Origin of the sequence: Paractinoplanes rishiriensis (genome assembly GCF_016862375.1) — a bacterium.
GTDB lineage: Bacteria > Actinomycetota > Actinomycetes > Mycobacteriales > Micromonosporaceae > Actinoplanes > Actinoplanes rishiriensis.
Genome location: NZ_BOMV01000021.1, coordinates 44022 through 66358 on the forward strand (window position 1 = coordinate 44022; position 22337 = coordinate 66358).

Sequence of the window (22337 nt, forward strand, 5' to 3'; positions counted from 1 at the left end):
CGCCAGGTCGCCCGGGGATCGCGCGGCACCGACCGGATCGCCCCGCCAGGGGGCTTGCTCATCCTCCCACTACCCGACGGCGAACGGGATCGACCCTGAGCAGAATCGAAATCGGCGGCATGCGGGACGCCTCGGCGTGCCGGCCCCTGCGTCTCGTGCCCCGTACCTGCGGCCTGGCGCCCGTTCAGCTGACCGTGCCGAGAGGCTCCTGGTTGTCGGACTCCGGCAGTTCGGTGTCGGAACGGGCCGGAGCCGGGCTGATCCACTGAGCAAGCAGCACGGTGGCGTCGTCCTGGAGGCAGTCGTCCTGATGGTCGAGGATCGCGTGGACCAGCCGGCGGGTGGTCTCCGGCAACGGCAGTTGGTCGGCGATGGCCTTGACCGTGAAGTCGACGAGCCGGTCGATGCCGAACGGCTCCCCGTCGCTGGAGCGGGCCTCGATGATGCCGTCGGTGTAGAGCAGAACGTGGTCACCCGGCTCGAGGGCCTCCTCGACGACGAGCGGCGGCCGGTGATGACCGAGCGAGACGGGCAAGGCGGTCGGAGTTGGTAGCACCTTGACCGCCCTGCCTTGGCGGATGACCACACCGCTGGGGTGCCCGGCGGAGATCACCCGCAGCTCCCCGGTACGCTGGTCGAGTTCCGCCAGCACAGCGGTGATCAGGCCCCACCGGTCATGGTCCTGAACGGCCCGGTCGATGCGGTGATACGTACCTATCAGATCAAGGCCTGCGCGGCGCGCGTTGCGGTAGGCCGCCAGCGCGAGCGAAGCCAGCATGACCGCCCGCATCCCGCCCGACGAGCCGTGGCCCACGGCGTCGAACAGCGCCAAATGCGCGATGTCGCCGTTGACGGCGTAGTCGAAGGCGTCACCGCCGACGTCGTAGCACGGCTCCAGGATCCCGCTGATCATCAGATGGCCGGTGGAGAACGTCAGCGGCGGTAACTGGGCGCGCAACATCTCCGCCGCCAACAGCATTGGCTCCCGGCGGCGCAGCCGTTCGATGGTGTCGCTGTAGAGGTCGCGAGTGACAAGTAACTCGGCCAGCAACGCCGCGACCGTCGCGCAGTCCTCCACCGTCGGCTCCCCCAGGGGGCCGGCAAGCACGACTTCCAGGACACCGAGGCGTTCGGCTCCGTTGATCAGCGGCACCCACAGCCGGACACCGCCGGCTGTGGCATCGCTCACGCAGGCGGCGACCGTGGTGAACGCGCGCCCCGCGAAGGTCCCGTCGATCATGAACCGATCGCGGGCCGGGGCTTCCCCGGCAACCAGGGGCAGCAGCTCACGCTGCTGGTGATCCACCAGATAAATGATCATGGCGGTAGCGCCGACGAGCGGGGCGGCTCGCATCGCCATCTGCGGAAGGTCGTCCGGCCGGGCATGGTGCGACTGCCGCAGTAGCCGGCCCAGGGCTTCGATCCCGCTCACTGAAACCCTCCTGAACACGACGCCAGCAGTCGCCGGCCGGCACGACCGCACGCGGACGGAGACGGCCGGCCGCCCCGGGAGATCACGCGGGTAAACGCGGATCGTCAACCGTGAGCAGCCGGCCGCCACCAAGCCCGGCGACTCCGAACCGGAGGAACCGGGCCGCTTGGTTACAGCGGGCGGATGTTCGCCGCCTGCAGGCCCTTGGCGCCCTGCTCGACGTCGAACTCGACACGCTGGTTCTCGTCGAGACTGCGGAAACCGGACGTCGCGATCGCCGAGAAATGCGCGAACACGTCGGCGCCGCCGTCATCCTGAGTGATGAAACCGAATCCCTTGTCGCCGTTGAACCACTTGACGGTGCCGGTGGCCATGCTTTTCTCCTGTCGACTCGTGAAGAGGCGCACCTTGCGCCACCTCGCGTCGCCGCGCTGATCACCGTGTACCGACGAAACCAAAAACGCCTGACGGGCTGAGACCCATCAGGCGTTGAAAACGTCCAAGGAAATCAATACTGCAACTTGGTCAACGTAGCACAGGAACGACTCACCCGGTAATCAGGCGCGTGCCACGCGCAACGGGGCGCCCACTCGTGGAGATACCGCAGCGCCTGCCGGTAGGACGCGACGAGGCTGGTCTCCTCGTACGGCACCCCGATGTCGGCGCAGTACTGCCGCACGATCGGCTGAGCCTTCCGCAGGTTCGGCGTGGGCATGCCAGGGAACAGGTGGTGTTCGATCTGATAGTTGAGGCCGCCGAGGGCAATGTCGGTGAACCGGCCGCCGCGTACGTTGCGGGAGGTGAGCACCTGCTTGCGCAGGTAGTCCTCGTCGCCTGCCGGGTGCGGCATGCCGTTGTGGTTGGGCGCGAACGTCATGCCCAGGTAGACGCCGGAGGCCTTCGACGTCGACGTGGTCGATGCGATCGACAACGGGCCGGCGCTGACAAGGTGGTGAGCAAGCACATCAACAACATCTTCGCCAAGCTCGGGATGACGCCGTCCGACGACGACAACCGCCGGGTCATGGCCAGGCCTCGGCGCGGCGAATGGTGCGCTCGGCTGGTCTAGATTGGATGACATGGCGGATACGGTGTTGCGTGTCAGACTCATCGGCGGCGACCGTATGGACATCGCATACGACGAACCGGGCGCCTCCGACGAAAACGAGGTCGTTGAACACGTCATCTCGACGTTGGCGCAGGATTCGGGGGTGCTGCGCGGCAAACACGGTGATCGGCTCATCGTGCTCTACGGCCGAGGCGTCGCCGCCGTCGAGGTTGCACCTCGCGGTGCGGTGCTCTGACGGACGTCCGGAACGTCATCTGCTCGGCTGAGCCTCCAGCTTCAGCGGGTGCCGGCCCCGGCATCGTCACCGGCGCCCCGGTCGCCGGGCAGCCGGTAGGCGTGGGGCCCGGTCACCGACCGATCACCCAGCAACCGTTCGGCCGGACGCCGAAGTAGGGCGGCGAGCTCCAGTTCCGCGTAACTGGGCCGCGAATGTTCAACCTGATCCGGTACGTCGTAGTCAACGTCACACCCCGACTCGAGCCGGACGTCGGCGACCCGCCGCCGGACAATGTCCAGAATCCAATTCGTGACGCCGGATCCGGATTCCCTGTGACAGCCCGCCAGCAGCCGGGGTGGCCGCCTGAGCGTCGATCTCCCGCTGGTCAGCCTCCTTCTCACGCCGCCCGGCCCTGCAGGTCGATCTCCCAATGATCGGCTTCAGCCTCCCGCCCGCCCGTCAGCGGCACGCTCGCGGCCGGCGAGGCGCTGCTCACGCTCGTCCAGAAGCCGCACGCGCCGGCCGAGTCCTCGCCGTCGACCGGACCGGTACCCATGCACTCACGGTAGTCCAGAACGGGCCCGATCACTCCGTCGGCGTCCGCGCATATGGTTTCGCACTCCCGCGCCGGCCCCGGCCGGTCTTCCTTTCGCGCCGGGCTCCAGACGGAGGCGACGGGCCGGCACTCCAGCGTGCGTTCACGGCTACGAAGAGTAGAGTTCGGCTGGTCATGGTATCGCCGTGGCAAACCTGTCGGCTATGCCGCCCCGTGCCCGACGCGGGCGCCCTCAGGATCCGCCCTGGCCGACCCCCGATCATCATGACTTTCGCCGTTCTCATCGCTTCCGCTCCTGCTGGCGTATCGAGTCACCAGACGTGACCGGGCCGGGACGAGCCATCCCGCCCGACCGACTCTGGAGGCTGAGATGCCTGTCGTCCCGGACTGTTCCCGACCGGGCGAGCCCGCGCCGCGTGCCGGCCGCCGCTCGCTTCGCCTGTCCAGGCTGATGCTGCTGGCCGGGGCTTTGTCGGCAACTGCCGGGACTGGGAACCCCGACCAGCCGGCGGTCACCGGCGACCGCTCCGCCGACGAGGCCATGAGCATCCCGGACCGGGCGATGCTGCAGGCCACCGAGCTGTACGGCGCCACGACCGCGGTGCTCGACGACGACCGCTGGGCGCACGTCCGGCCTCCCCAGCCGTGCGCCGACGGCGCCTACCCCAGTGCGGTGCTGTGCCGGGGCTCGCGCGCCGTCACGGCCGTCGTCGAGGTCAACGGAACACCCGCCGTCGCCGTGGAGTATGTGGCCGTCTTCCGGTCCAACGGCGCCCGCCGATACGTCCGCGATCTGCACCGGGCGCTGGACGGCTGCCGCGGTATCGACGCACAGGGCACCTGGAAGATCCTTGACACCGGGTTGGCGAGCCGGGAGTCGCTGCTGCTGCGGCTACGCCAGAAGTGGGAGCATGCCGGAGAGACCGCGACGAAGAACACCTTCGTCGCCGTGGCTCGGGTCGGACGCGTACTTGTGGTGGTCGCCGACGTCGGGTGGGAAGCCGGCGACGGCCACCGTGACCTGGTGGAGGCGTTGATCGGTCCGGCATTGCGGCGCGCGAACCTCCTTCTCTGACGGCGAGCTACGCAGCCAGGCTCGTCCACCGCAGCGGCCTACCCGTGCCGGCAGCGGCAACGGCGGTTGGGCGGTCTTCGCCCGGGCATGCAACGGCTCGCTGAAGTCCGGTAGACGCACCCCCATTGATGCGAGGTTCAGACCATGCGCGCACCGACATCATCCCTCCACCCAAGAACCGGTGCGTTGCGGTCGGCTGTCATCGTCAACCCCGTGAAGGTGCCGGACCGGGATGTCCTGCACCGGACCATCGTCGACGCGCTGACTGCCGCTGGATGGCCGGAGCCGATGTGGTTGGAGACCACGGTCGGCGATCCAGGATCCGGCCAGGCACGCCAAGCCGTCCGGGACGGTGCCGAACTCGTCTTCGCCTGCGGCGGCGACGGCACGGTGATGTCCTGTGTGACGGTCCTGGCAGGAACCGACATCGCCCTTGCCGTGCTCCCCGCCGGCATCAGCAATCTGCTGGCCGCCAGCCTCGGGCTCACCGGCGACGTCGCAGCCGGCATCGAGGTCGTACTCCAAGGCGGACGCCGCCGCATCGACGTCGGCTGCGTCGGCGAGCAGAGCTTCGCCGTGATGGCCGGGATGGGTTTCGACGTCCAGATGCTCGTCGCGACCAACGACGACACCGCGAGCAAACCCGTAGGCTGGCTCGCCTGGTTTGCCGGGGCGGTCCGGCACCTGCGGGATCGTCCCATGCGGATCCGGCTCATCCTCGATGACCGGCTGTCGTTCAACCGCCGCCCCTGCGCCGTGATCGTCGGCAACGCCGGGCGGCTCCGAGGCGGGATGCGGCTGCTCGACGATGCCCCACCCGAAGACGGGCTCCTCGACGTGACCGTTCTGAGCCCGAGAACCCTTGGACATTGGCTCTCACCCGGCTGGGCCGTGCTCCGCCGCAAGGAAGTCGTCCCCTGCATGGAGACCTTCACCGCCAGCCGGGTGGAGATCCGCAGCAACCGGGTCCAGCCACGCCAGCTCGACGGCGACCCGATCGAGTCCGGCAAGCAACTGCTCGTCACCGTACGGCCCCAAGCTTTGCTGCTCTGCGTGCCGTGCCCCACCACCGATCCCGGCGTCGCGACTGCGGGTGGCGACCCGAGCGCGATTCAGCATCGCGTCCATCGCGTCGATAAGAGGATGTGATGTCTGCGGGGACGGCAAGGGAGCTCAGCGATGACGGGTAGAAGCACCTTCAGCAGCCATCTTCTCGCCGGATTCGCATTGACCGTGGGATTGACCGTGCTGATGGGAGCGGCATCGGTGACCGCCTTGACGACGGTGACCCGCAGCAAGGATGCCGTGGTCACCTCTGCTATCCGTCAGCTGTCCCACGGACGGCAACTGAGCACGGCCGCAGAACAGCGCATTGGCAACTTCCGGATCTTTCTGCTCACCGGAGCGGCCGAGGATCTGGCGGCCATCGCGGAGAACCGCAGCCAGTTCCACCGCCAAGCCGCCGAGCTCGGCACCCTGTTCACCGATCCGGTGAAGCTGGGATTACTCAACGAGGTCGCCGACGCGGAGACAACCTACACGGCCGCGCTGGACCGCACCATCGAACTGCGTAAAGCGATCACGAACCTCGAGCAGGTCGCACAGCTCAACGCCGAGCAGGTCTCGCCGGCTCGCCGCGGCCTGCAGCAGGCCATCGGTAACCTCATCAACCGGGTCCAAGCCGACCTTAGCACCGCACGCGAGGCTTCCTCACGAACCGCCACCGAAGCCATAGCGGTGATCTGCGCCTTGGGCACCGCGGCCGTCATCTGCGCCGTGGTGATCGCACGGCGGCTCAACCGGGGACTGCGCCGCAAGGTGGGCGCCGCGGTCGGGCAGATCCAAAGCTCGTCCCAGGAGCTCGAAACGACCGCCGAGCGACAGGCCTCCGGCAGCCGGGACCAGGCCGGCGCGATGAACGAGATCACTACGACGATCACCGAGCTGCTGATCACCTCGCGGCAGATCGCGGACAACGCCCACCGAGTCTCCAAGATCGCCGAGGACACTGCTCAGGCGGCGCAGAACGGCGGCGCGACCATCGACCAGACCCGGGCCTCGATCGCTGCCATCCGCACCCAGATGGACCAGATCGTGCAGCACATGCTCGTACTCGGCGAGAAGTCACAGCAGATCGGCGGCGTCGTCGACCTCGTCTCCGAGCTGGCCGAACAGACCAACATCCTGGCCATCAACGCCGCCATCGAGGCCAGCGGCGCCGGCGAGCACGGCCGCCGGTTCGCGGTAGTGGCGGAGGAGATACGCAAACTCGCCGACCGCACCACCGAATCAGCCAAACAGATCCGCACCCTCATCGACGACGTACGCGGCGCCGTCAACACGACCGTCACGGCCACCGAGATCGGCACCGGGGCCGTCGACACCGGCGTGCGGCAGTTCGGCGACGCGACCACAGCCTTCCGCCGCATCACCCACCTGGTATCCACGGCCAACGACGCCAGCCGCGAGATAGAACTGTCCACCAAGCAGCAGAGCTCCGCCGTCGAACAGGTCAACACGGCCGCCGCCGACACCGCCCGGGTGACGCGGGAAACCCAGACCACCGCCGTCCAGACCAAGCACACCGCGACCCACCTGTCGTCTCTTTCCAACGACCTGCAGAAACTCGTCGGCACCGGCTACCGCTGAACGCCACTCCGGCATACGGCCCAGCGGGTCATCGGGCGGGAACGTGACCGGGCGTCTGGCCTCACGCGACGTTGCGTGCATGACCTGGTACGGGAAGTGCAACCGCACGCACGTACGGGCTGACGTCGAATTTGTGAGAACGGAGTCGGCGAGTTGCCAGGCCACCCACATCCGGCGACTGCCAGGCGTGACATCGGCCGGTTCGCCGGCGAACTGGTGATCGACGGCCCAGGTGTGCAGCACCGAGCGCAGGCGGCTGGGACCGGCAACCCCGGACAGAACCAGCTCGTGGTCGATGTCTCGGCGTGCGCTTACCTCGGACAACACAACTGCGTCTACCCCTGCACAGGCACCTACACCAGACTGGGGAATCCGCTCGGACCGGACCTAGCGCGGCGACTTTGACGGTGACGCGGTCGTGGGCGTACGGCTGGGGTTCGAAGGGTGTCGCAGCCGCCGCATCGTCTCGGTAATGCGGTCGGACCGGCGGTCCGGGTAGCGCAGCAGCAGTTGTCCGTTCGCCCGTTCGCTGCGTCATACTGACGTCGACCGGCCATCGCGATCATCATGGCCTACTGGCGCGGGTTCCTGGCCACGGCGTACACACGCCGCCCTGCAGACGGCGAGGAAGAGGTAGGTACCGTGACTGCTGACGGACCTGGAGCCGTCACGTCGCTGCCAGCCCACGACGGCCAACCCGCCGGTCCCGTGGCTGACTCATCGGTGGCAGGCATCGTCATCCTGCTGATCGAGGACGACCCCGGTGACGCTGTCCTGGTCCGGGAGTACCTCGCCGACAGCGACCTCGACGCCCGCCTGCACCATGTCGGCACCCTCGCCCAAGCCACCGGCATCGAGTACGAGCCGGAGTGCATCCTGCTGGACCTGCACCTGCCGGACGGTCAAGGACTCGACGCGCTGCGCCACGTCTTGCACCGGTGGCCGCACACCGCCCTGCTGGTGCTCACCGGCCTCAACGACACTGCGATGGGCTCCGCCGCGGTCGCCGCCGGCGCCCAGGACTACCTGCTCAAAAGTCAGGTCGACGCAGCGGTTCTGGCACGAACCGTCCGATATGCGGTGCAGCGTAAACGCGTCCAGACCGCCGAACGCACGCTGCGCGACAGCCGGCTGCAAGCAGACGAGAACACCCGCCTGCAACGCGGCCTGCTCCCCAAACCGTTACTGGCCGACGCGACCGTGACCGTGGTCAGCCGCTACCTGCCCGGCCAGCAGCGCTCCCTGCTCGGCGGCGACTTCTACGACGTCGTGCAGACACCCGACGGGATCATCCACGCCCTCATCGGCGACGTCTGCGGCAACGGGCCTGACGAAGCCGCGCTCGGCGTCGGCCTGCGGTTCGGCTGGCGCACTCTGACCCTGGCCGGCGTGCGCAAGGCCGACCGGATGCGCCTGCTCGAGCAGGTTCTGGTCGCCGAACGACCACACGACGGCATGTTCGCCACCGTCTGCACCGTCGGCATCACCCCCGGCCGCCCCGGCATCATCCTGCTCAGCGCCGGGCATCCCGCCCCACTGATCATCACCCGGGACGGCGCCTACCCCGCCCCGATCGCCTACGGCACCGGCCTGGGCATGGCACCCGGACGGGGACGATGGCAAGAGTCATCGATCACCGTGCCCGCCGGTGCCGGACTGCTGCTGTACACCGACGGCGTCATCGAAAGCTTCTGCGACGACGGCACCCGCCTCGGGGAGGAACGCTTCGTCCAGCTCGCGACCCGCCTGACCACCATCGAAGACCCCGACCAGTACATCGATGCGCTACTCACCGAGATCCAACACTCCGATGCAGGCCGGCACAGCGACGACACTGCCGTGCTCTACCTAAGATGGCCCCACCAGCCGGCCACTACGGCAGAGGCGGACGAGCCGCTGACGGCTACCACCCGGCTCAGTGACGCGGGTGCGGACCTGCCGGAGTAGGGATATGCCTGCCAGGCACGCTCAATGCCATGACGGCGACGTCGTCCTCAACTTCCTCGAAGGTGGCGAGAAGCTCGACGAGGGCGCGAACGGCGGCGGCGGCCTCGGTCGGGCCCTGATTCCGGACGTAGTCCCGCAATGCTTCGTCGCCGAAGCGTTCGCCGTGCGGTCCGGTTCGCGCCTCGGTCAGTCCGTCGCTGTACAGGATGAGCGTGTCACCCGGATCCAGCCGCACCGTGCGGGTCGCCAGACGAGGTTCGGCCATGATGCCGATCAGGGCGCCGCCTTCGGTCAACTGGTAATCGGTGGCGCCGTTCGCCCGGCTCAGGAGGGCGGGTGGATGTCCGCCGGCGGCGATCGTGGCTCGGTAGCCGACGCCCTGCTTCTCGAGGACACCGAAGATGACGGTGCAGTGCCGGTGCGCCTGGGTGCGGTACTCCTGGAACAGCACGGCGTTGAGGTTCGCCAAGACCGCGGTGGGGTCGGGATCGTAGACGGCGGCGGCGCGCAGCGTGTACCTGGCGGCGGCTGTCACGGCCGCGGCCCCGATGCCTTTGCCGCGTACGTCTCCAAGAAAGAAAGCCCACCGGTCGCCGGGCAGGGGGAACAGATCGTAGAAGTCGCCGCCCACCTCGTCGGGCGAAGCCATGTGGTAATGAGCAGCGGTCGCCATACCGGGCGGAACCGCCAGCGTGGCGGGCAGCAAACTGCGCTGTAATCCGGTCACGAGTAGGCGCAGCCGTGCCCGGTCTTGATCAGCACGGTGTCGCGCGCTGAGCAACTCCTGCTCATAGGCCCGCCGTTCGCGGGCGTCGAAAACGGTGGTCCGAATCAGCCGGGGCTCACCGTCGCCGCCGGTTTTGACGGTGGAGGTGACCAGCACCGGCACCGGGGTTCCGTCGGCGGTGAGCAGTTCCAGCGCAATGCCGCTGACCTGGCCCTGCATCCGCAGCAGGGGGGCGAGATGCGTCTCATGGTAGAGGCGGCTGCCAACCGCCAGCAGGTCGACGAAACGGCGCCGGCCGACCACGTCTTCGCGGGCGTGGCCCAGCCAGTCGAGCAAGGTGGCGTTGACCTTGGCGATCGTGCCGTCCAGCAGGGTGGAGAGAAAGCCGCACGGTGCGTTGTCGTACAGGTCGTCGATGTCGTCCTCCAGCAACGCCGGGAACCTGACGTCATCGGGTGACCGACGTATCGCCGGCGGCGTGGGGTCATGGTGCCGCCGAGCGGACTCGCTCATGATCCTCCCGCGCGTGCGGCGGGCCGGCGATGTCGCTTCACCATACGATCTTTGCACCGGCCGCACCCACGGTCGACACCTCGACCCAACGAACGCACTCACGCCCAGCCGGTCATCGGGCCGCCACGCGCAGAGCGGCGGCGGAGCTGTCATTACGTTTCGCGGCGAGGCGGACAGGGTCGGGCCAGCGCACGTCGTGGACCCAGCCGAGTTTCTCGAAAACCCAGATCAGGCGGGCACCCGGGTCGATCTGGCCGCGCAGGACGCCGTGCCGGGCGCCCGTCGGATCGGCGTGATGGCTGTTGTGCCAGCTCTCCCCGAACGACAGGATCGCCAGAGGCCAGAAGTTGGTGGCCTTGTCCTTGCTGTTGAACGGGCGCTCACCGACGACGTGGCAGATGGAGTTCACCGACCAGGTCACGTGATGCAGCAGAGCCATGCGCACCAGCCCGGCCCAGAAGAAGCCGGTGAGCGCACCGGTCCAACTGCTTGTCACCAGGCCACCGATCAGAGCAGGCAGCAGCAGAGAGACGGCGAACAGCGGAAGGAAGAGCCGGTCGACGATGCGGATGCCGCGATCGGCCAGCAAATCCGGTGCGAACCGGGCCTTGTTGGTGACTTCCTTGTTGAAGAACCAGCCGCAATGCGCATAGAACAGGCCCTTGGCGAGGGCACGGACGCCGGTGCCGTACCGCCACGGGGAATGCGGGTCGCCTTCGCGGTCGGTGAAAGCGTGATGCCGGCGGTGGTCGGCGACCCATTCGGTCGGCGGTCCCTCCACGGCGAGGGATCCGGCGACGGCGAGCACGAGGCGCAGCGGCCGGTTGGCTTTGAACGAGCCGTGCGTCAGATAACGGTGGAAACCGACGGTGACCCCGGCCACGGCGATCAGGTAGCCGGCGACGGCCATTCCGGCGTCCAGAGCGGAAAGGCCCCAGCCCCAGGCGACCGGGATGGCGGCGAGCAACGCGACGAACGGAGCGACGACGAAGACCCACAACATCGCCACCGCCGCGGTGGACTGCGTCGCCTCGATCATCGGCTTGGGACCGGGCTGGATGCCATCACCGCGGACGGCGGCTGGGACAGAAACGGATGCGCTCATCGCGCGACTCCTCAGATCTGGCCGGCCTCGCACGTCGACGCCTCTCGTCGCGTCGAACGGTTAGACCGGTACGACAGGTACAGATGGGCCGCGGGAGTCTGGGCGGCCGCCGGACGGCTGTGCAGCGAGGCCGGCGTTCAGCGTGGTAGCGCTTTCGTACCCCGCCTCGACCGCCGCAAACGGCCGCTCGTGGAGGAATCGTCGCTTCGCCACCATCATCGAACAGGCCAAAGGCATCGTGGCTCAAGCTCGCGGCGTCAGTCCCGAGGAAGCGTTCGTGCTGATCCGTGACTTCTCGCGCCGCAACAACCGACGTTTGGGCGAGGTGGCGGACACCATCGTCACCGCACTTCCCGGCCTCCCGGACCTGGGGAGTCCGTAGCTCTGCGGCCGTGCCGGTCACCCCTGCAGCAAGTCGTCGACCGGTTCAGGCGCGTACGGTGGGAGGACACCGGCTTCTCGACGTCTCCTCCGACGAGCGCATCGCGCGCCCGCCTTCGATGGCGCGGATGTCGCCGACAGGAAGGCAATTCGATGCCCGAGACCACGATGACCCGCACCCCCCGAGCGCCGGACGACGCCGTACGCCTGCGCCTGGACCCGGTACCGTCCCGAACCACCGTCCTCGACGGCGCCTGGTGGCCGCGGTCGACCGACGTCGTCGCCGAACTTCCAGCGCTGGTGGAAGCACTCGCCGATCTGCGCGGCGAGATCACCCACGTGCTGTTGAACGCCGGTGAATGGGATCTTCCGCACCCGCGCCGGGCCGCCTCCGGCCACCGGACGATACGGCTCGGCTGGTACACCTCCCAGCCAGCCGGATTGATCACCGTCATGAGCGACTTCGGACGGGACCGTTTCGATCTGCTGGTCGTGCCGCCGGACGCCAGCCCGGCATCGGCAGACGGCGCACTGACCGCCGCGGCCGACCCGATCGACCGCCGCCGCACGCCGGAACTTCTCTCCGGAATCGATCACGTCAGCTGAGCGACGCCCGTACCCCCACCCCGATTTCCTTTGATGTCGAAACGGAGGCTGGGCGGTGAGCGTCGAGGCGTACGTGGTCTTTGTCCTCGCCGCCGTCGCCGTGGTCGTTTCGGTGCGGTGGGTCGCCAACCGGACCGGTCTGCCCGCCGCCGCGCTGTTGCCGCTCCTCGGGATCGGCTACGCACTACTGCCCGGCCCCAACATCTCGCTCGACCCGGACGTCGTCCTGACGCTCGTGCTGCCGCCGTTGCTGTACAGCGCCGCCCTGAATTCGTCACTGCTCGCGATCCGGCGCAACCTGCGCACGATCATCAGCCTGTCGGTGACTCTCGTTCTAATCACCGCGCTGACGATCGGCGTGGGCTTCTCGTTGTTCGTCACCGGCGCGACCTTGGCCGCCGGTATCGCGGTCGGCGCGGCCGTCGCACCGCCCGACCCGGTGGCTGCGCTGGCGGTCGGGCGCAAGATCGGGTTACCTCCGCGCATCCTCACGCTGATTCAGGGTGAGGGGCTGCTCAACGACGCCACCGCCCTCACGATCCTGGGCGTCGCCGTAGCCGCGGCTACCGGGGACGGTTTCTCGGCGCCGTCCGCACTTGGCCGATTCCTGGCCGTCGCGGCCGGTGGCGCCGCCGCCGGATGGCTGGTCAGCTACGCCGTCCGCCTTCTCTCCCGGCCGTTGGCCGGCGATCCGCTGATGGCGAACGCCGTTTCGCTCGCCACGCCGTTCGCCGCCTATCTGCTCGCGGAACGGTTGCATGTCTCCGGCGTGCTGGCGGTGGTCGTCGCCGGGCTGATCGTCGGCCATCACACCCCTCGCTCGGCCTCGGGGGCGGGTCGGCTGCAAACGAGCGCGGTCTGGCGGCTGGTCGACTTCCTGCTCGAAGGCTTCGTGTTCCTGCTGATCGGTCAGCAACTTCCCGCAGTCGTCCGCGGCCTCGCCCAGTACGACACCGCCACCATAGTCATCGCCGTCGCGATCACCGTTGGTGCCGTGTTGCTGCTGCGGCCCCTGTGGCTGGTGCTGACCCAGTCACTGCCCCGCTCGCTGCACACCTGGCTAGGCAGAGACGACCGGGGAGTCGAACGGCTGACCGGCCGAGAGGTCGCCGCGCTGAGCTGGTCGGGCACCCGAGGCGTGATCAGCCTCGCCGCGATCTTCACTCTCCCGCTGGTCACCGGCAGCGGCGCGCCGTTCCCGGGCCGCGATCTGCTGCTGTTCTGCACGTTCGTCGTCGTGCTCGTCACTCTGGTCGGGCAGGGCCTCACCTTCGCACCGATGGTCCGGATGCTCGGCCTGCACGCTGACGAGAACGACCGCGCCCGCCTGCGCAACGAGGCGCGCTCGGCGTCGGTCGAGGCGGCCCTCGCCGCGATCGAGGAACTGCACGCCGAGGAGCACCACGACATTCCCCGCCCGGTCATCGAAACTATGAGCGGGCAACTACGCGCCCGGCTGGCGCGTTATCAGGGACGGCTCGAGATGCTCCGGGAAAGCGATTCGCTGGACCCGCCGGTCTCTCCGCGATACGAGGCCGCCCTGCACGTGCGCCGGGTGGCGATCGGTGCTCAACGGGAGGAACTACTGCGCTGGCGGGACGCCGGCCGGCTGCCCGACGATGGTCTTCGCGTACTGGAACGCGAGCTCGATCACGAGGAGCGTTTGCTCCCCGATCGACCGGCACGCCGAAGCCCAAATGCCTGAACGCTGCCGGACGATCTCGACGAACTACGTCGCACCATCACCGACGCCCTGACCGCCCAGGGTTGGCCGGAACCGATGTGGCTCGGGACCACCGTCGACGACCCCGGCTCCGGCCAGGCCAATCAGGCCGTCCGCGACGGCGCCGAACTCGTCTTCGCGTGCAGTGGCGACGGCACCGTGATGGCCTGCGTGACCGCCCTCGCCGGCACCGACGTCGCCCTGGCCGTGCTGCCCGCCAGCACCGGCAACCTGCTGGCCGCCAACCTCGGGCTCTCCGACGACCTCGCATGGCCGGCATGGGCTTCGACGCCCACATGCTCGACGCCACCAACGAAACCGCCAAGAAGCACGTCGGCTGGTTGGCCTACGCCGCCGGCGCCGCTCAGCACTTGCGCGACCGCCCCATGCAATTGCGGATCACCCTAGACGACAAGCCTGCCGAGCATGGAAACCTGCCGGGCCGCCGGGCGCGCCCACCGCAACGTGGGGTCTGGCTAGAACGAGCTGAAGCTGTCCACTTCGATCAGGCTGAGCACCTCGGTGCGCACGGCCGGGCATTCCGCCTCGGTTGCGGCGTCCAGTGCGGCGCCGTTCTCCGGCTTGCCGTGTGACTCGAAGAAGGTGGCCAGCTTGCCGGCCAGGTTGGCGTGCCGCCCGACCGGGCTGCCGATCTCTTTCAGCGCTGGGATCTCGCCCTTCAGGTAGGTGCAGACGTCCGTCGCTGAATATGAGCCGCCCGCCGCCGCAGGTGGCTTGCCGCTCGCCCGGGTGGCTCCGTCACCGCCCGAAGTGGGTGCCTCGGTGGACGGCGGCTCGGTATCGGCCGATGTGCAGCCGGACAGCACGGCGATGCTGACGATCAGAGTGAGGAAGGCTGCGGGGCGCCGGTGAGAGGTCATGGTGTGCTGGTCCCGTCCGAGCGAGCGGTGATCAACCAAAGTCCGGTCGGCAGCCGGTAACCGGCGCCGGCGGTGCGGAACCGTTCGAGCAGGCGGGCCACCCCGGCCCGGGCCTGCCCCTGCGTGGTGGGTTCGGCGTCCCGGTAGGCCGCGCCGGCGGGGCCGATCTCGATGAGCCATTCGGTGACCACTTCCGGGTCGTCCGGGGCGTCGAGAGTGACGTCGTACGGGTGGATGCCGACGTCGGTGAAGCCGGCGGCGGTGAGGAGGCGGGTCACGCGGGCCGGATCGGCGAAGGCGAAGGGGCCCGGCTCGTCGCCGATCGGCAGCGGCGGCATCGGTCCCAAGTGTGCCGCCGCACCGAGCAGCGCCGCCGGCAGCCACGGGTTCACGCGGCCGTCGCGGAACACCGTTGCGGCCAACCGGGCGCCGGCACGCATCGACCGCCGGACTGTAGTCAGGCCGGCGACCGGATCGGCGAGCAGCATCAACGTCATCCGGGAGTAGACGGCGTCGAACGGCGCCCCGGGCACGGCATCGAGCGTCTCGACGTCACCGGCGACGAACCGCAGTCCCGCGCCGTCCGGCGCGGTGAACCGGTTCCGGGCCGTCGCCACCATCGCCTCCGCGAGGTCGAGACCGACTGCGCTGCCCAGCGGAGCGACGACCCGCGCGATCTCGGCGGTCGTGCCGCCACACCCGCAGCCGACGTCCAGCACCCGTTCACCGGCCTGGGGTCGCAGCCAGTCGAGCGCCACGGCGCCCAACGGCCGACCGATCTCGTCGTGCCGGTCGGTCTGATGGACCCACCCCGGCGCCGTCCGGGCCCAGAAGTCGAAGTTGCGGGCCCGCAGCGTGGCGGTGTCGTCCATCAGAACGGCATCTCGGCGCCGTCGACACTCGCCGACCGGAAGGCGGCGGCCTTCGCCGGATCGAAGCCCTCCTCCTGGGCGGCCAGCCCGGCGGCACGGACCAGGCGTTCCGACTGGAACCTGCGAAACGCCGCCTCGTCGGCCCAGATGTTGATGATCCGCCAGCCCTCCTCGGACGGGCCGGCCACGTGGGCCAGCAGGCCCGGCGGCCGGTCCGGACCGAGGTGCTTCTCCACATGCCGGTACTCCTGCTCGCTGACTCCGGGCATGTCTTGCACAACGCCGTACGGCATAGCTGTCCCCTGATGTCGATAGAGTGAAGCTCTATCGAATAGTGGACTACGGTGCAGGCGTGACTGTCAACCGGCGTTACGTCTCGCCCCGACGCCAGGAACAAGCCCGGCAGACCCGGCGAGCGATCCTCGACGCGGCCGCCAAACTGTTCGTGGACCCGGGCTACGCCGCGACGCCGCTGACTGCCGTCGCCGCCGAGGCCGGCGTCGCCGTGCAGACCTTGTACGCGGTGTTCGGCAACAAGCGCCAACTGCTCTCCGACCTTGTCGATGTCACCCTGGTCGGCGACGACGAGCGGATCACGATGGCGGAACGGTCGTTCGTCGCCGACATCCGAGCGCTGACCGGCCTGCGGGCGAAGCTCACCCGGTACGCCCGGCATCTCACCGAGACCCACGCCCGGCAAGTGCACGTGATGTTGGCACTGGCCGGTGCGGCGACCGCCGACGCCGACGCCGCGGCGATCTGGCGCAAGAACCTCGAGGACCGCCGCCGTGGCATGGCGATGTTCGCCGTCGATCTGGCGGCCACCGGCGAGGTTCGGGTGAGTCAGGAGCGAGCCGCCGATGTGCTGTGGCTCGCCCAGGACATCCGCAACTACGACTGGCTGGTACGCGAGCGCGGGTGGCCGGTCGAACGGTTCGAGCGATGGTTCGTCGACAGCGTCGCCGCCGTGCTCAGCGCGCCCGACTGATATCTCCGCGTCCCGACCCGGATTGCGCAGAACCACGCCCAGCAGCGCTGCCATGTCCGAGCGTGGCGCCCACGCCGACAGTTCGCTTGGCGGAGGGCCGGCAGAAAAGTCCGGCTTTCGATTGCGGATCGGATCAATAGAGAACGCCGATGGGTAGGCAAACACGACTCGGCCTGTCGACCATCCGCATCAGCCGCTGATCGAGCGGTTCTCTGAGTTCGGCCTCCCGCCGTCGACCGGCACGGCCTCGACCTCGGATGTGTCGTCCGGGCCGGCGAATGGCTACAGCGCCCACCCCGGGTTGTAGCCACGCCGGCCGGCATAGGCCGAGGCCAGCGCGCGCAGCGTGTCGCACGGCGTCTCTACCGGGGCCCGGTCGTGGTCGTCGAGGGTCATCGCGCCGCAGGAGGTGCACCAGCCGAGCCCGTCGTCGCGGTGCATCTCCAGGATCGCGCGGTGCGCGGCTGCAACGGTGCCAGGTTCCTGGTCGCCGTCGAGCTGGGCGCGTAGCCAGGTGACCAGGTCGGTCATGATGCCTCCTGCATGGTCGGGCCGCGACAGACGTTACGTGCGGCGCGCTGCGCGTCGGTGAGCGGGTACCAACGCGTGCCGATGGCGAGCCGGATGCCGGGGCAGATCGCAGAAGTCGCGCTTCCCCCTCGGCCCGCCATCCTCATCTGGCCGCGAACCGGTCGCTACATAGGGTATGGAGTCCCCGAGGTCGGCATCATGCCTGCGCGATCCAGGGATGGATGCGCCAGGACGGCGCGATGTGAGGCGGCGGCTCGTCGTGGGCGAGGACCATTCGCCGCCGAGCGAGCCGCTGCCGTGGTGCCCCACCGTCTCGGCAGACCACTGTTCCCCGAAATCCGGAAGGGCAGCACCTGTCACACCACCGCAGACCTTGTCGGCTCGGCACGGGTTGCGGGTTGATCGCAACGGTGGACCCCACGCCGAGCGGATGCCTCGTACGGATTGGAGAGAGGAGCGCTCCGCGCCGGCCCCGGTTTCGGATGGCTCAGCAAGGACGGTGTCCAGCCGTAAGGACAGGTGGGAAGGTGTGTCGAGAGACAGTCGAGGTCGCGGTGCGTCGGAGTTCGAGCAGACTCCTGCCGGTGGGTGCCGGCGGGCGGCGCCGCGGCGTGTTCGCGGAGCTTGCGGGAGCCATGGCGCTTCTGGGAGTCACGATCGGCACCCTGTTTCCCTTCTTCGCCGTCTTTCTGGGAGTACCTGCCGTACATACGCTCAGGCCGGTCTTCTTCCTCGCCTGCTTGGCCGCCGGTCTGCTGTTGGCTGCCGGTAACTGGTGGGTGGCGCAGCGCGTTGTCGGGTATCGGCTTCGTCGGCTCTGCGAAGGTTTGAACACCGTCGCCGCGGACATCCGGCATGCCTCGCTCAGCGGTCAATGGTCCGCTCGATCGACGGAACGATTCACCTCGGAGGCCGATGGCAGCGACGATCTGGCGCGGACGGCGTCCGCGTTCAACGACCTGCTCGACACGCTGGAGGAAGAGCACCGCTTCCGGTCCGTGATGCAGGCCGGTGCCGACATGACCTGTCTGGTCGATCCGGCGGGCCTGGTCACCTTCATCTCTTCGTCGGTCACCGATGTGCTCGGATGGTCACCGGAAGCGGCACTGGGCCGGCCTCTGCGGGGTCTGATCCATCCCGACGACATCGACCTGTTCGAGTCCGGCGCCACCGGGCCGCTGGTCGTGCGGGTCATCGCCGCCGACGGGGGCTGGCGCCACCTCGAGGTTACCCTCAGCAACCACACCGGTGATTCTCAGCTCAGGACTCTCGCTGTCACCGCTCGTGACGTTTCCGAACGCCATGCCCTGCAGGAACGCCTGGCACATCAGGCCCTGCACGACCAGCTCACCGGGCTGCCCAACCGCTCAGCGCTGATGGCCGCGGGCGCGGGGCGGCTCGACGGCTCCGACGATCTGCCATCCGCTGTGCTGATGCTGGACCTCGACCGGTTCAAAGAGATCAACGACACTCTCGGCCACTCCTACGGCGACCGGTTGCTGGAACAGGTCGGCCCGCGGCTACGCGCCCACCTGCGCGACGAAGACGTCCTCGCCCGGCTCGGCGGGGACGAGTTCGCCGCCATCCTGCCGGGTCTTCGCCAAACCGCCGCCGTGGCAGCCGCGGCACGGCTGCTCGAGGCACTGCGCGAGCCGTTCATCGTCGACGGGCTCGAACTCGACGTCGACGCCAGCATCGGCGTCGCGCTCGGCGACCGTCACTCGAACGGGATGGAAGACCTGCTCCGCCAAGCGGACATCGCCATGTACACGGCGAAGCAGATGCAGTCCGGCGTGGAGGTCTACACCGAGCTCGCCGACCATCACGACCGCAGCCGCCTGCTCCTGCTGACCCAGGTTCGCCGCGCTATCGCGGACCGGCAGTTCGTCCTGCACTATCAACCGAAGGTGTCGCTCACCGACGGCGTCGTCCGCGAGGTCGAAGCGCTCGTGCGGTGGCAGCATCCCACCCGCGGGCTGCTCGGCCCCGCAGAGTTCATTCCGGTCGTCGAGCGCACCGGGCTCATTCACCAGCTCACCCTCGCCATCCTCGACCTCGCCCTGACCCAGGCCCAGGCCTGGCTTTCCGACGGCATCGCCGTGCAGATCGCGGTCAACCTGTCGGCGCGCAGCCTTCACCACCTCACGCTGCCGGGTGAGGTGGCCGATGCCCTCGCCCGGCACGGCGTACCGGCCCAGTACCTGCGCCTCGAGGTGACCGAGAGCGCGCTCATGGCCGACCCCGACAAAGCCAGGAACATTCTCACCCGCCTGAACGAGCTCGGCGTGAGCCTGTCACTTGACGACTTCGGCACCGGCTACTCGTCGATGAGCTACCTCAAGCATCTGCCGGTCGACGAACTCAAGGTCGACCGCAGCTTCATCAACGAACTACTGCGCAACGCCGAGGACACCGCGATAGTCCGCGCGGCGATCGAGCTCGGACACAATCTCGGCATGACCGTCGTAGCCGAAGGCGTCGAGGCGCCGGAGGCTCAGCACGCCCTGCTCGCCATGGGCTGCGACACCGCCCAGGGCTACCTTTTCGCCCCACCCCTGCCGCCGCACGACATCGTGCCGTACCTGACGGTGCACGCCGGCCAGCCGCGGACGGACCTCTGCCCGCGACGCCCTTCCCACCAGACGTGAGGACGAGCAGAGACCACGCCCCGGCCGGACCGCGCTCGACGGCACGGGCCGGATCGGGGTCCATCTGCCGTGCTGCCGGGGCGGCGGCGGATCCGAGGCTGGCTAGATTTCAATGATGAAGGACTGGGGACCTGACGGGTGGTCCCGCTGCGGTTGGCTACGGACGGAAGGACGGCCAGGTGAAATTGCGGCATGCTGCGGCCGGCGTCGTCCTTTTCTTCGCGGTCATGGCCATGGGCCCGGCCGAAGCCGACAGTTTCGGCAGCTGCGGCGCCGAGCAAGACCCGCGGCGGCAACACCTACCCGAGATTCGCTTCGGTGGCCCATCCGTTTCGTGGGAGGAAGCTACCCGAGGCGGTGACCGGCAGCTCACTGAGGCGGAGTGGGAGGCAGCAGTCGCAGACACCAAACGGAATTCCTCGATGCCTCAAGGTGTGTGTGTGTGAGAGAGAGAGAGAGCAAGGTTGAGCGGTTGGCTCTTGTCCTGCAGTACGTCACCGATACCGCCGAGATAGTTGGTCGCGCGTCTCCAGCGGGACGGCCCGAAGGCGCCCGAACAATCACCTCAAGGCCAATGTCATCCCTCACCACGGTCGAGTTGACCAGCTGTGATGCGGCCGCAGCCGCCTCCAGTAACGCTCGAACTCGGTCACGTTGTTTGTGGCTGGCCAACAACAACGACAGCGCCTCGTTCTTGATCGGCGGCGCCCCTGCCACCTCAAACGCAATCTCGGCCGGATCCCTCATGCTCGTCGGCTCAGTCGGAGTAGATCTCTGGAGCCGCCGGCGTCACCAACTTCGCCGCCGCCAACCGGCATCACGCCCGCGACAGCACCTGCCCGCTCGCACTACTCGGCATCATCTGACGACTTTGCCGGGGGCCTGAGGAACCAGCACCTTGCACTCCTGAAATCGCCCCAGTGGCTTGCTTGAGCCGTGTGCCGCAACGAGTTGCACGCACGGTTCTGAGGGGGCCCCGGCGCAGCAATGCGTCGGGGATACCCGACCAAGCCCGTGACGTCCAAGCATAAAGGCATCGCGGTACGAGATCGCGACGGTGAGGATGTCTCGAGACTTTGGTGGCGGTTGCCGAAGAGGCCATGATCAACAATAGTCGCATGCAGGTGATCACGGCCGTCCCGTTGGCTGCGCTGCGCTCCAAGAATACGAAGTCGTTTGACGCTAAGCCCTCCACTTAGTAGGTTGCGCATGCACCCAGCGGGAGACCTCTATTGGAGCACTTGTGAAACCAGAAAGTGGCAAACTGCCGTGGGACAATCACCCCAGTAAGCCATGGGAAGATCTTCCCGGACGTGTGAGCCAAGCGAAGCTCGAGGACGCCATTGAGCGGTCGGGCTACCCGTTCCAGGCCCTAGTATCCGACCAAATCAGGCAGATTCTCGGATCTAGCGCCAGAATACAGGAAGAGTGGCCGTTCGTTGATCGCGAGTCCGGACAGGTTCGGTCCACAGACATATTTGCGCAGATCCCCCTTGCCGCAGAGCAGTTGCGCAATAGTGCCCTGATGGACAAAAAGGTTAGGCCGGTTCTGAACCTGCTGGTGGAATGCAAAAAGAGTGAGTTGCCGTACGTCTTCTTCATGCGAAAGACGGCGCCCAGCAGCGCATACACTTTTCCCGAAGTTGCGGGTCTGCCGAGTACTGACATCATCTTTGATTCCGTCGACGAATCGGGGAAGCCAATACGGGATGACGTCGATTGTGCCATTAGCCTTCATGACTCATTAGGGTTTTATCAATTCCCGTTCTTCGGCATGCCGCATGGATTCGTTTCCGTCTCCCTGGCGAAGGCCACAGAGAAGGGCGGAAAAGTCGAACTGAGCGGCGAAGACGTATACCGCTCCCTGGCACTTCCGCTCTTCAAAGCTGCGGACTTTGTTAAGGAGAGTGTGACGCCGACGCGTGACCAGGCGGTCTTCGACTGTCACTTCGTCGTCTGCCTTGCTGTCGTTCGCGCCCCAATGTTCGGCGCCCTGGCGCATGATGGTGACTTCGGGGTCACTTCGGCGCCTTGGTTTCGGGCCTGTCGGATCGAACCGAAAATTGATCTAGGAGGCGTCGAGGAAGGTCACGTTCGCTACTTCGATGTCGTGCATGACAGTTTCCTTGAGCAATACTTGTCGGAACTGCGGCACAGCTTCGAGAGCGCAGCCAGCAGGGTCCTACGGCATAACGAAATTATCGCATCGGGCAAAGGGATTTGGCGCCACAGCGAGGATCCAGCTACTGCGAAAGACCTTCACGAATGCATCTTCCCCTATACGGAAGGACCCGAACGCAGCGAGGATCGAAAGGAACCACAATACCGCGTTCGTATATCGCATTCAATGCCGCGATACACCTACACGACGTCTAAGTTGGAAACTCAAGATCCGTAACCATTGTCCATTCTTGATT

20 protein-coding genes and 2 pseudogenes are annotated in these 22337 nt (G+C 67.7%); 12 read left to right on the forward strand and 10 right to left on the reverse strand.

Annotated features, from left to right (window positions below; all coding sequences use genetic code 11):
- Window positions 1-184: 184 nt before the first annotated feature.
- From Ari01nite_RS11700 to Ari01nite_RS11710, 3 genes and pseudogenes are all read right to left on the reverse strand, one after another.
- Window positions 185-1561: a PP2C family protein-serine/threonine phosphatase gene (locus Ari01nite_RS11700; protein ID WP_239162687.1), complete on the reverse strand. Its 1377-nt coding sequence runs from the start codon at window positions 1559-1561 to the stop codon at window positions 185-187.
- 41 nt (window positions 1562-1602) lie between these two features.
- The gene (locus Ari01nite_RS11705; protein ID WP_203781199.1) at window positions 1603-1806 is read right to left on the reverse strand and encodes a cold-shock protein; all 204 of its coding nucleotides are present in this window, start codon (window positions 1804-1806) and stop codon (window positions 1603-1605) included.
- A 183-nt stretch (window positions 1807-1989) separates the two neighbouring features.
- Window positions 1990-2324 (reverse strand): annotated as a pseudogene (locus Ari01nite_RS11710) (fatty acid desaturase family protein); the annotation flags it as partial.
- Between the two features lie 187 nt (window positions 2325-2511).
- On the opposite strand from Ari01nite_RS11710, the gene Ari01nite_RS11715 reads away from it, so the two are divergent.
- Window positions 2512-2736 (forward strand): hypothetical protein, encoded by a 225-nt coding sequence (locus tag Ari01nite_RS11715; protein ID WP_203781200.1) that lies wholly within the window; start codon window positions 2512-2514, stop codon window positions 2734-2736.
- A 379-nt stretch (window positions 2737-3115) separates the two neighbouring features.
- On the opposite strand, the gene Ari01nite_RS11720 is transcribed toward Ari01nite_RS11715, so the two are convergent.
- On the reverse strand, window positions 3116-3274 hold the full coding sequence (locus Ari01nite_RS11720; protein ID WP_203781201.1) for a hypothetical protein: 159 nt from the start codon (window positions 3272-3274) through the stop codon (window positions 3116-3118).
- A gap of 370 nt (window positions 3275-3644) precedes the next feature.
- Here Ari01nite_RS11720 and Ari01nite_RS11725 point away from each other — a divergent pair, with 370 nt between their 5' ends.
- From Ari01nite_RS11725 to Ari01nite_RS11740, 4 genes are all read left to right on the forward strand, one after another.
- Complete coding sequence (locus Ari01nite_RS11725) at window positions 3645-4349, forward strand: hypothetical protein (RefSeq protein ID WP_203781202.1); 705 nt, start codon at window positions 3645-3647, stop codon at window positions 4347-4349.
- A gap of 144 nt (window positions 4350-4493) precedes the next feature.
- The gene (locus Ari01nite_RS11730; RefSeq protein ID WP_203781203.1) at window positions 4494-5498 is read left to right on the forward strand and encodes a diacylglycerol/lipid kinase family protein; all 1005 of its coding nucleotides are present in this window, start codon (window positions 4494-4496) and stop codon (window positions 5496-5498) included.
- 30 nt (window positions 5499-5528) lie between these two features.
- A complete protein-coding gene (locus tag Ari01nite_RS11735; protein ID WP_203781204.1) occupies window positions 5529-6998 on the forward strand; it encodes a HAMP domain-containing methyl-accepting chemotaxis protein in 1470 nt (489 codons plus the stop codon).
- A 708-nt stretch (window positions 6999-7706) separates the two neighbouring features.
- Complete coding sequence (locus Ari01nite_RS11740) at window positions 7707-8945, forward strand: PP2C family protein-serine/threonine phosphatase (protein WP_203781205.1); 1239 nt, start codon at window positions 7707-7709, stop codon at window positions 8943-8945.
- Here Ari01nite_RS11740 and Ari01nite_RS11745 read toward each other — a convergent pair.
- Window positions 8914-10104, reverse strand: coding sequence for a PP2C family protein-serine/threonine phosphatase (locus Ari01nite_RS11745; RefSeq protein ID WP_239162672.1), 1191 nt, complete (start codon window positions 10102-10104; stop codon window positions 8914-8916). The genes Ari01nite_RS11740 and Ari01nite_RS11745 overlap by 32 nt on opposite strands.
- A 193-nt stretch (window positions 10105-10297) precedes the next feature.
- Window positions 10298-11290, reverse strand: a complete 993-nt coding sequence (locus Ari01nite_RS11750; RefSeq protein WP_203781207.1) for an acyl-CoA desaturase — start codon at window positions 11288-11290, stop codon at window positions 10298-10300.
- 142 nt (window positions 11291-11432) lie between these two features.
- Here Ari01nite_RS11750 and Ari01nite_RS11755 point away from each other — a divergent pair, with 142 nt between their 5' ends.
- From Ari01nite_RS11755 to Ari01nite_RS11770, 4 genes and pseudogenes are all read left to right on the forward strand, one after another.
- Complete coding sequence (locus Ari01nite_RS11755; protein WP_203781208.1) at window positions 11433-11672, forward strand: ANTAR domain-containing protein; 240 nt, start codon at window positions 11433-11435, stop codon at window positions 11670-11672.
- A gap of 152 nt (window positions 11673-11824) precedes the next feature.
- The gene (locus Ari01nite_RS11760) at window positions 11825-12277 is read left to right on the forward strand and encodes a DUF5994 family protein (RefSeq protein ID WP_203781209.1); all 453 of its coding nucleotides are present in this window, start codon (window positions 11825-11827) and stop codon (window positions 12275-12277) included.
- 55 nt (window positions 12278-12332) lie between these two features.
- Window positions 12333-13982: a Na+/H+ antiporter gene (locus Ari01nite_RS11765; RefSeq protein WP_203781210.1), complete on the forward strand. Its 1650-nt coding sequence runs from the start codon at window positions 12333-12335 to the stop codon at window positions 13980-13982.
- A gap of 3 nt (window positions 13983-13985) precedes the next feature.
- A pseudogene (locus tag Ari01nite_RS11770) lies at window positions 13986-14419 on the forward strand (diacylglycerol/lipid kinase family protein); the annotation flags it as partial.
- 57 nt (window positions 14420-14476) lie between these two features.
- On the opposite strand, the gene Ari01nite_RS11775 reads toward Ari01nite_RS11770, so the two are convergent.
- Genes Ari01nite_RS11775 through Ari01nite_RS11785 form a run of 3 tightly spaced genes read right to left on the reverse strand, consistent with a single transcriptional unit; the run spans window position 14477 to window position 16022 of the window.
- Complete coding sequence (locus tag Ari01nite_RS11775; protein ID WP_203781211.1) at window positions 14477-14881, reverse strand: hypothetical protein; 405 nt, start codon at window positions 14879-14881, stop codon at window positions 14477-14479.
- Window positions 14878-15753 carry a class I SAM-dependent methyltransferase gene (locus Ari01nite_RS11780; protein WP_203781212.1) on the reverse strand — a complete coding sequence of 292 codons (876 nt, stop codon included), beginning with the start codon at window positions 15751-15753 and terminating at the stop codon, window positions 14878-14880. The genes Ari01nite_RS11775 and Ari01nite_RS11780 overlap by 4 nt, the downstream gene beginning before the upstream one ends.
- Entirely contained in the window at window positions 15753-16022 is a 270-nt protein-coding gene (locus Ari01nite_RS11785) for a hypothetical protein (protein WP_203781213.1), read from the reverse strand. The genes Ari01nite_RS11780 and Ari01nite_RS11785 overlap by 1 nt, the downstream gene beginning before the upstream one ends.
- An 83-nt stretch (window positions 16023-16105) precedes the next feature.
- On the opposite strand from Ari01nite_RS11785, the gene Ari01nite_RS11790 reads away from it, so the two are divergent.
- Entirely contained in the window at window positions 16106-16741 is a 636-nt protein-coding gene (locus Ari01nite_RS11790; protein WP_239162673.1) for a TetR/AcrR family transcriptional regulator, read from the forward strand.
- A gap of 282 nt (window positions 16742-17023) precedes the next feature.
- Here the strand turns inward: Ari01nite_RS11790 and Ari01nite_RS11795 are convergent, their stop codons facing one another.
- Window positions 17024-17272 carry a DUF6221 family protein gene (locus Ari01nite_RS11795; RefSeq protein ID WP_203781214.1) on the reverse strand — a complete coding sequence of 83 codons (249 nt, stop codon included), beginning with the start codon at window positions 17270-17272 and terminating at the stop codon, window positions 17024-17026.
- Between the two features lie 584 nt (window positions 17273-17856).
- On the opposite strand from Ari01nite_RS11795, the gene Ari01nite_RS11800 reads away from it, so the two are divergent.
- Both Ari01nite_RS11800 and Ari01nite_RS11805 read left to right on the forward strand, forming a co-directional pair.
- Entirely contained in the window at window positions 17857-19920 is a 2064-nt protein-coding gene (locus tag Ari01nite_RS11800; RefSeq protein ID WP_203781215.1) for a putative bifunctional diguanylate cyclase/phosphodiesterase, read from the forward strand.
- 1243 nt (window positions 19921-21163) lie between these two features.
- Window positions 21164-22318 carry a hypothetical protein gene (locus Ari01nite_RS11805; RefSeq protein WP_203781216.1) on the forward strand — a complete coding sequence of 385 codons (1155 nt, stop codon included), beginning with the start codon at window positions 21164-21166 and terminating at the stop codon, window positions 22316-22318.
- Window positions 22319-22337: the final 19 nt, after the last annotated feature.

Bases quoted from the DNA above. Each gene is read 5' to 3' on its own strand.
- Ari01nite_RS11705 (WP_203781199.1), bottom strand. From the start codon at position 1,806: ATGGCCACCGGCACCGTCAAGTGGTTCAACGGCGACAAGGGATTCGGT.
- Ari01nite_RS11720 (WP_203781201.1), bottom strand. From the start codon at position 3,274: ATGGGTACCGGTCCGGTCGACGGCGAGGACTCGGCCGGCGCGTGCGGC.
- Ari01nite_RS11775 (WP_203781211.1), bottom strand. From the start codon at position 14,881: ATGACCTCTCACCGGCGCCCCGCAGCCTTCCTCACTCTGATCGTCAGC.
- Ari01nite_RS11780 (WP_203781212.1), bottom strand. From the start codon at position 15,753: ATGGACGACACCGCCACGCTGCGGGCCCGCAACTTCGACTTCTGGGCC.
- Ari01nite_RS11785 (WP_203781213.1), bottom strand. From the start codon at position 16,022: ATGCCCGGAGTCAGCGAGCAGGAGTACCGGCATGTGGAGAAGCACCTC.
- Ari01nite_RS11730 (WP_203781203.1), top strand. From the start codon at position 4,494: ATGCGCGCACCGACATCATCCCTCCACCCAAGAACCGGTGCGTTGCGG.
- Ari01nite_RS11760 (WP_203781209.1), top strand. From the start codon at position 11,825: ATGCCCGAGACCACGATGACCCGCACCCCCCGAGCGCCGGACGACGCC.
- Ari01nite_RS11715 (WP_203781200.1), top strand. From the start codon at position 2,512: ATGGCGGATACGGTGTTGCGTGTCAGACTCATCGGCGGCGACCGTATG.
- Ari01nite_RS11735 (WP_203781204.1), top strand. From the start codon at position 5,529: ATGACGGGTAGAAGCACCTTCAGCAGCCATCTTCTCGCCGGATTCGCA.
- Ari01nite_RS11750 (WP_203781207.1), bottom strand. From the start codon at position 11,290: ATGAGCGCATCCGTTTCTGTCCCAGCCGCCGTCCGCGGTGATGGCATC.
- Ari01nite_RS11725 (WP_203781202.1), top strand. From the start codon at position 3,645: ATGCCTGTCGTCCCGGACTGTTCCCGACCGGGCGAGCCCGCGCCGCGT.
- Ari01nite_RS11795 (WP_203781214.1), bottom strand. From the start codon at position 17,272: ATGACCGACCTGGTCACCTGGCTACGCGCCCAGCTCGACGGCGACCAG.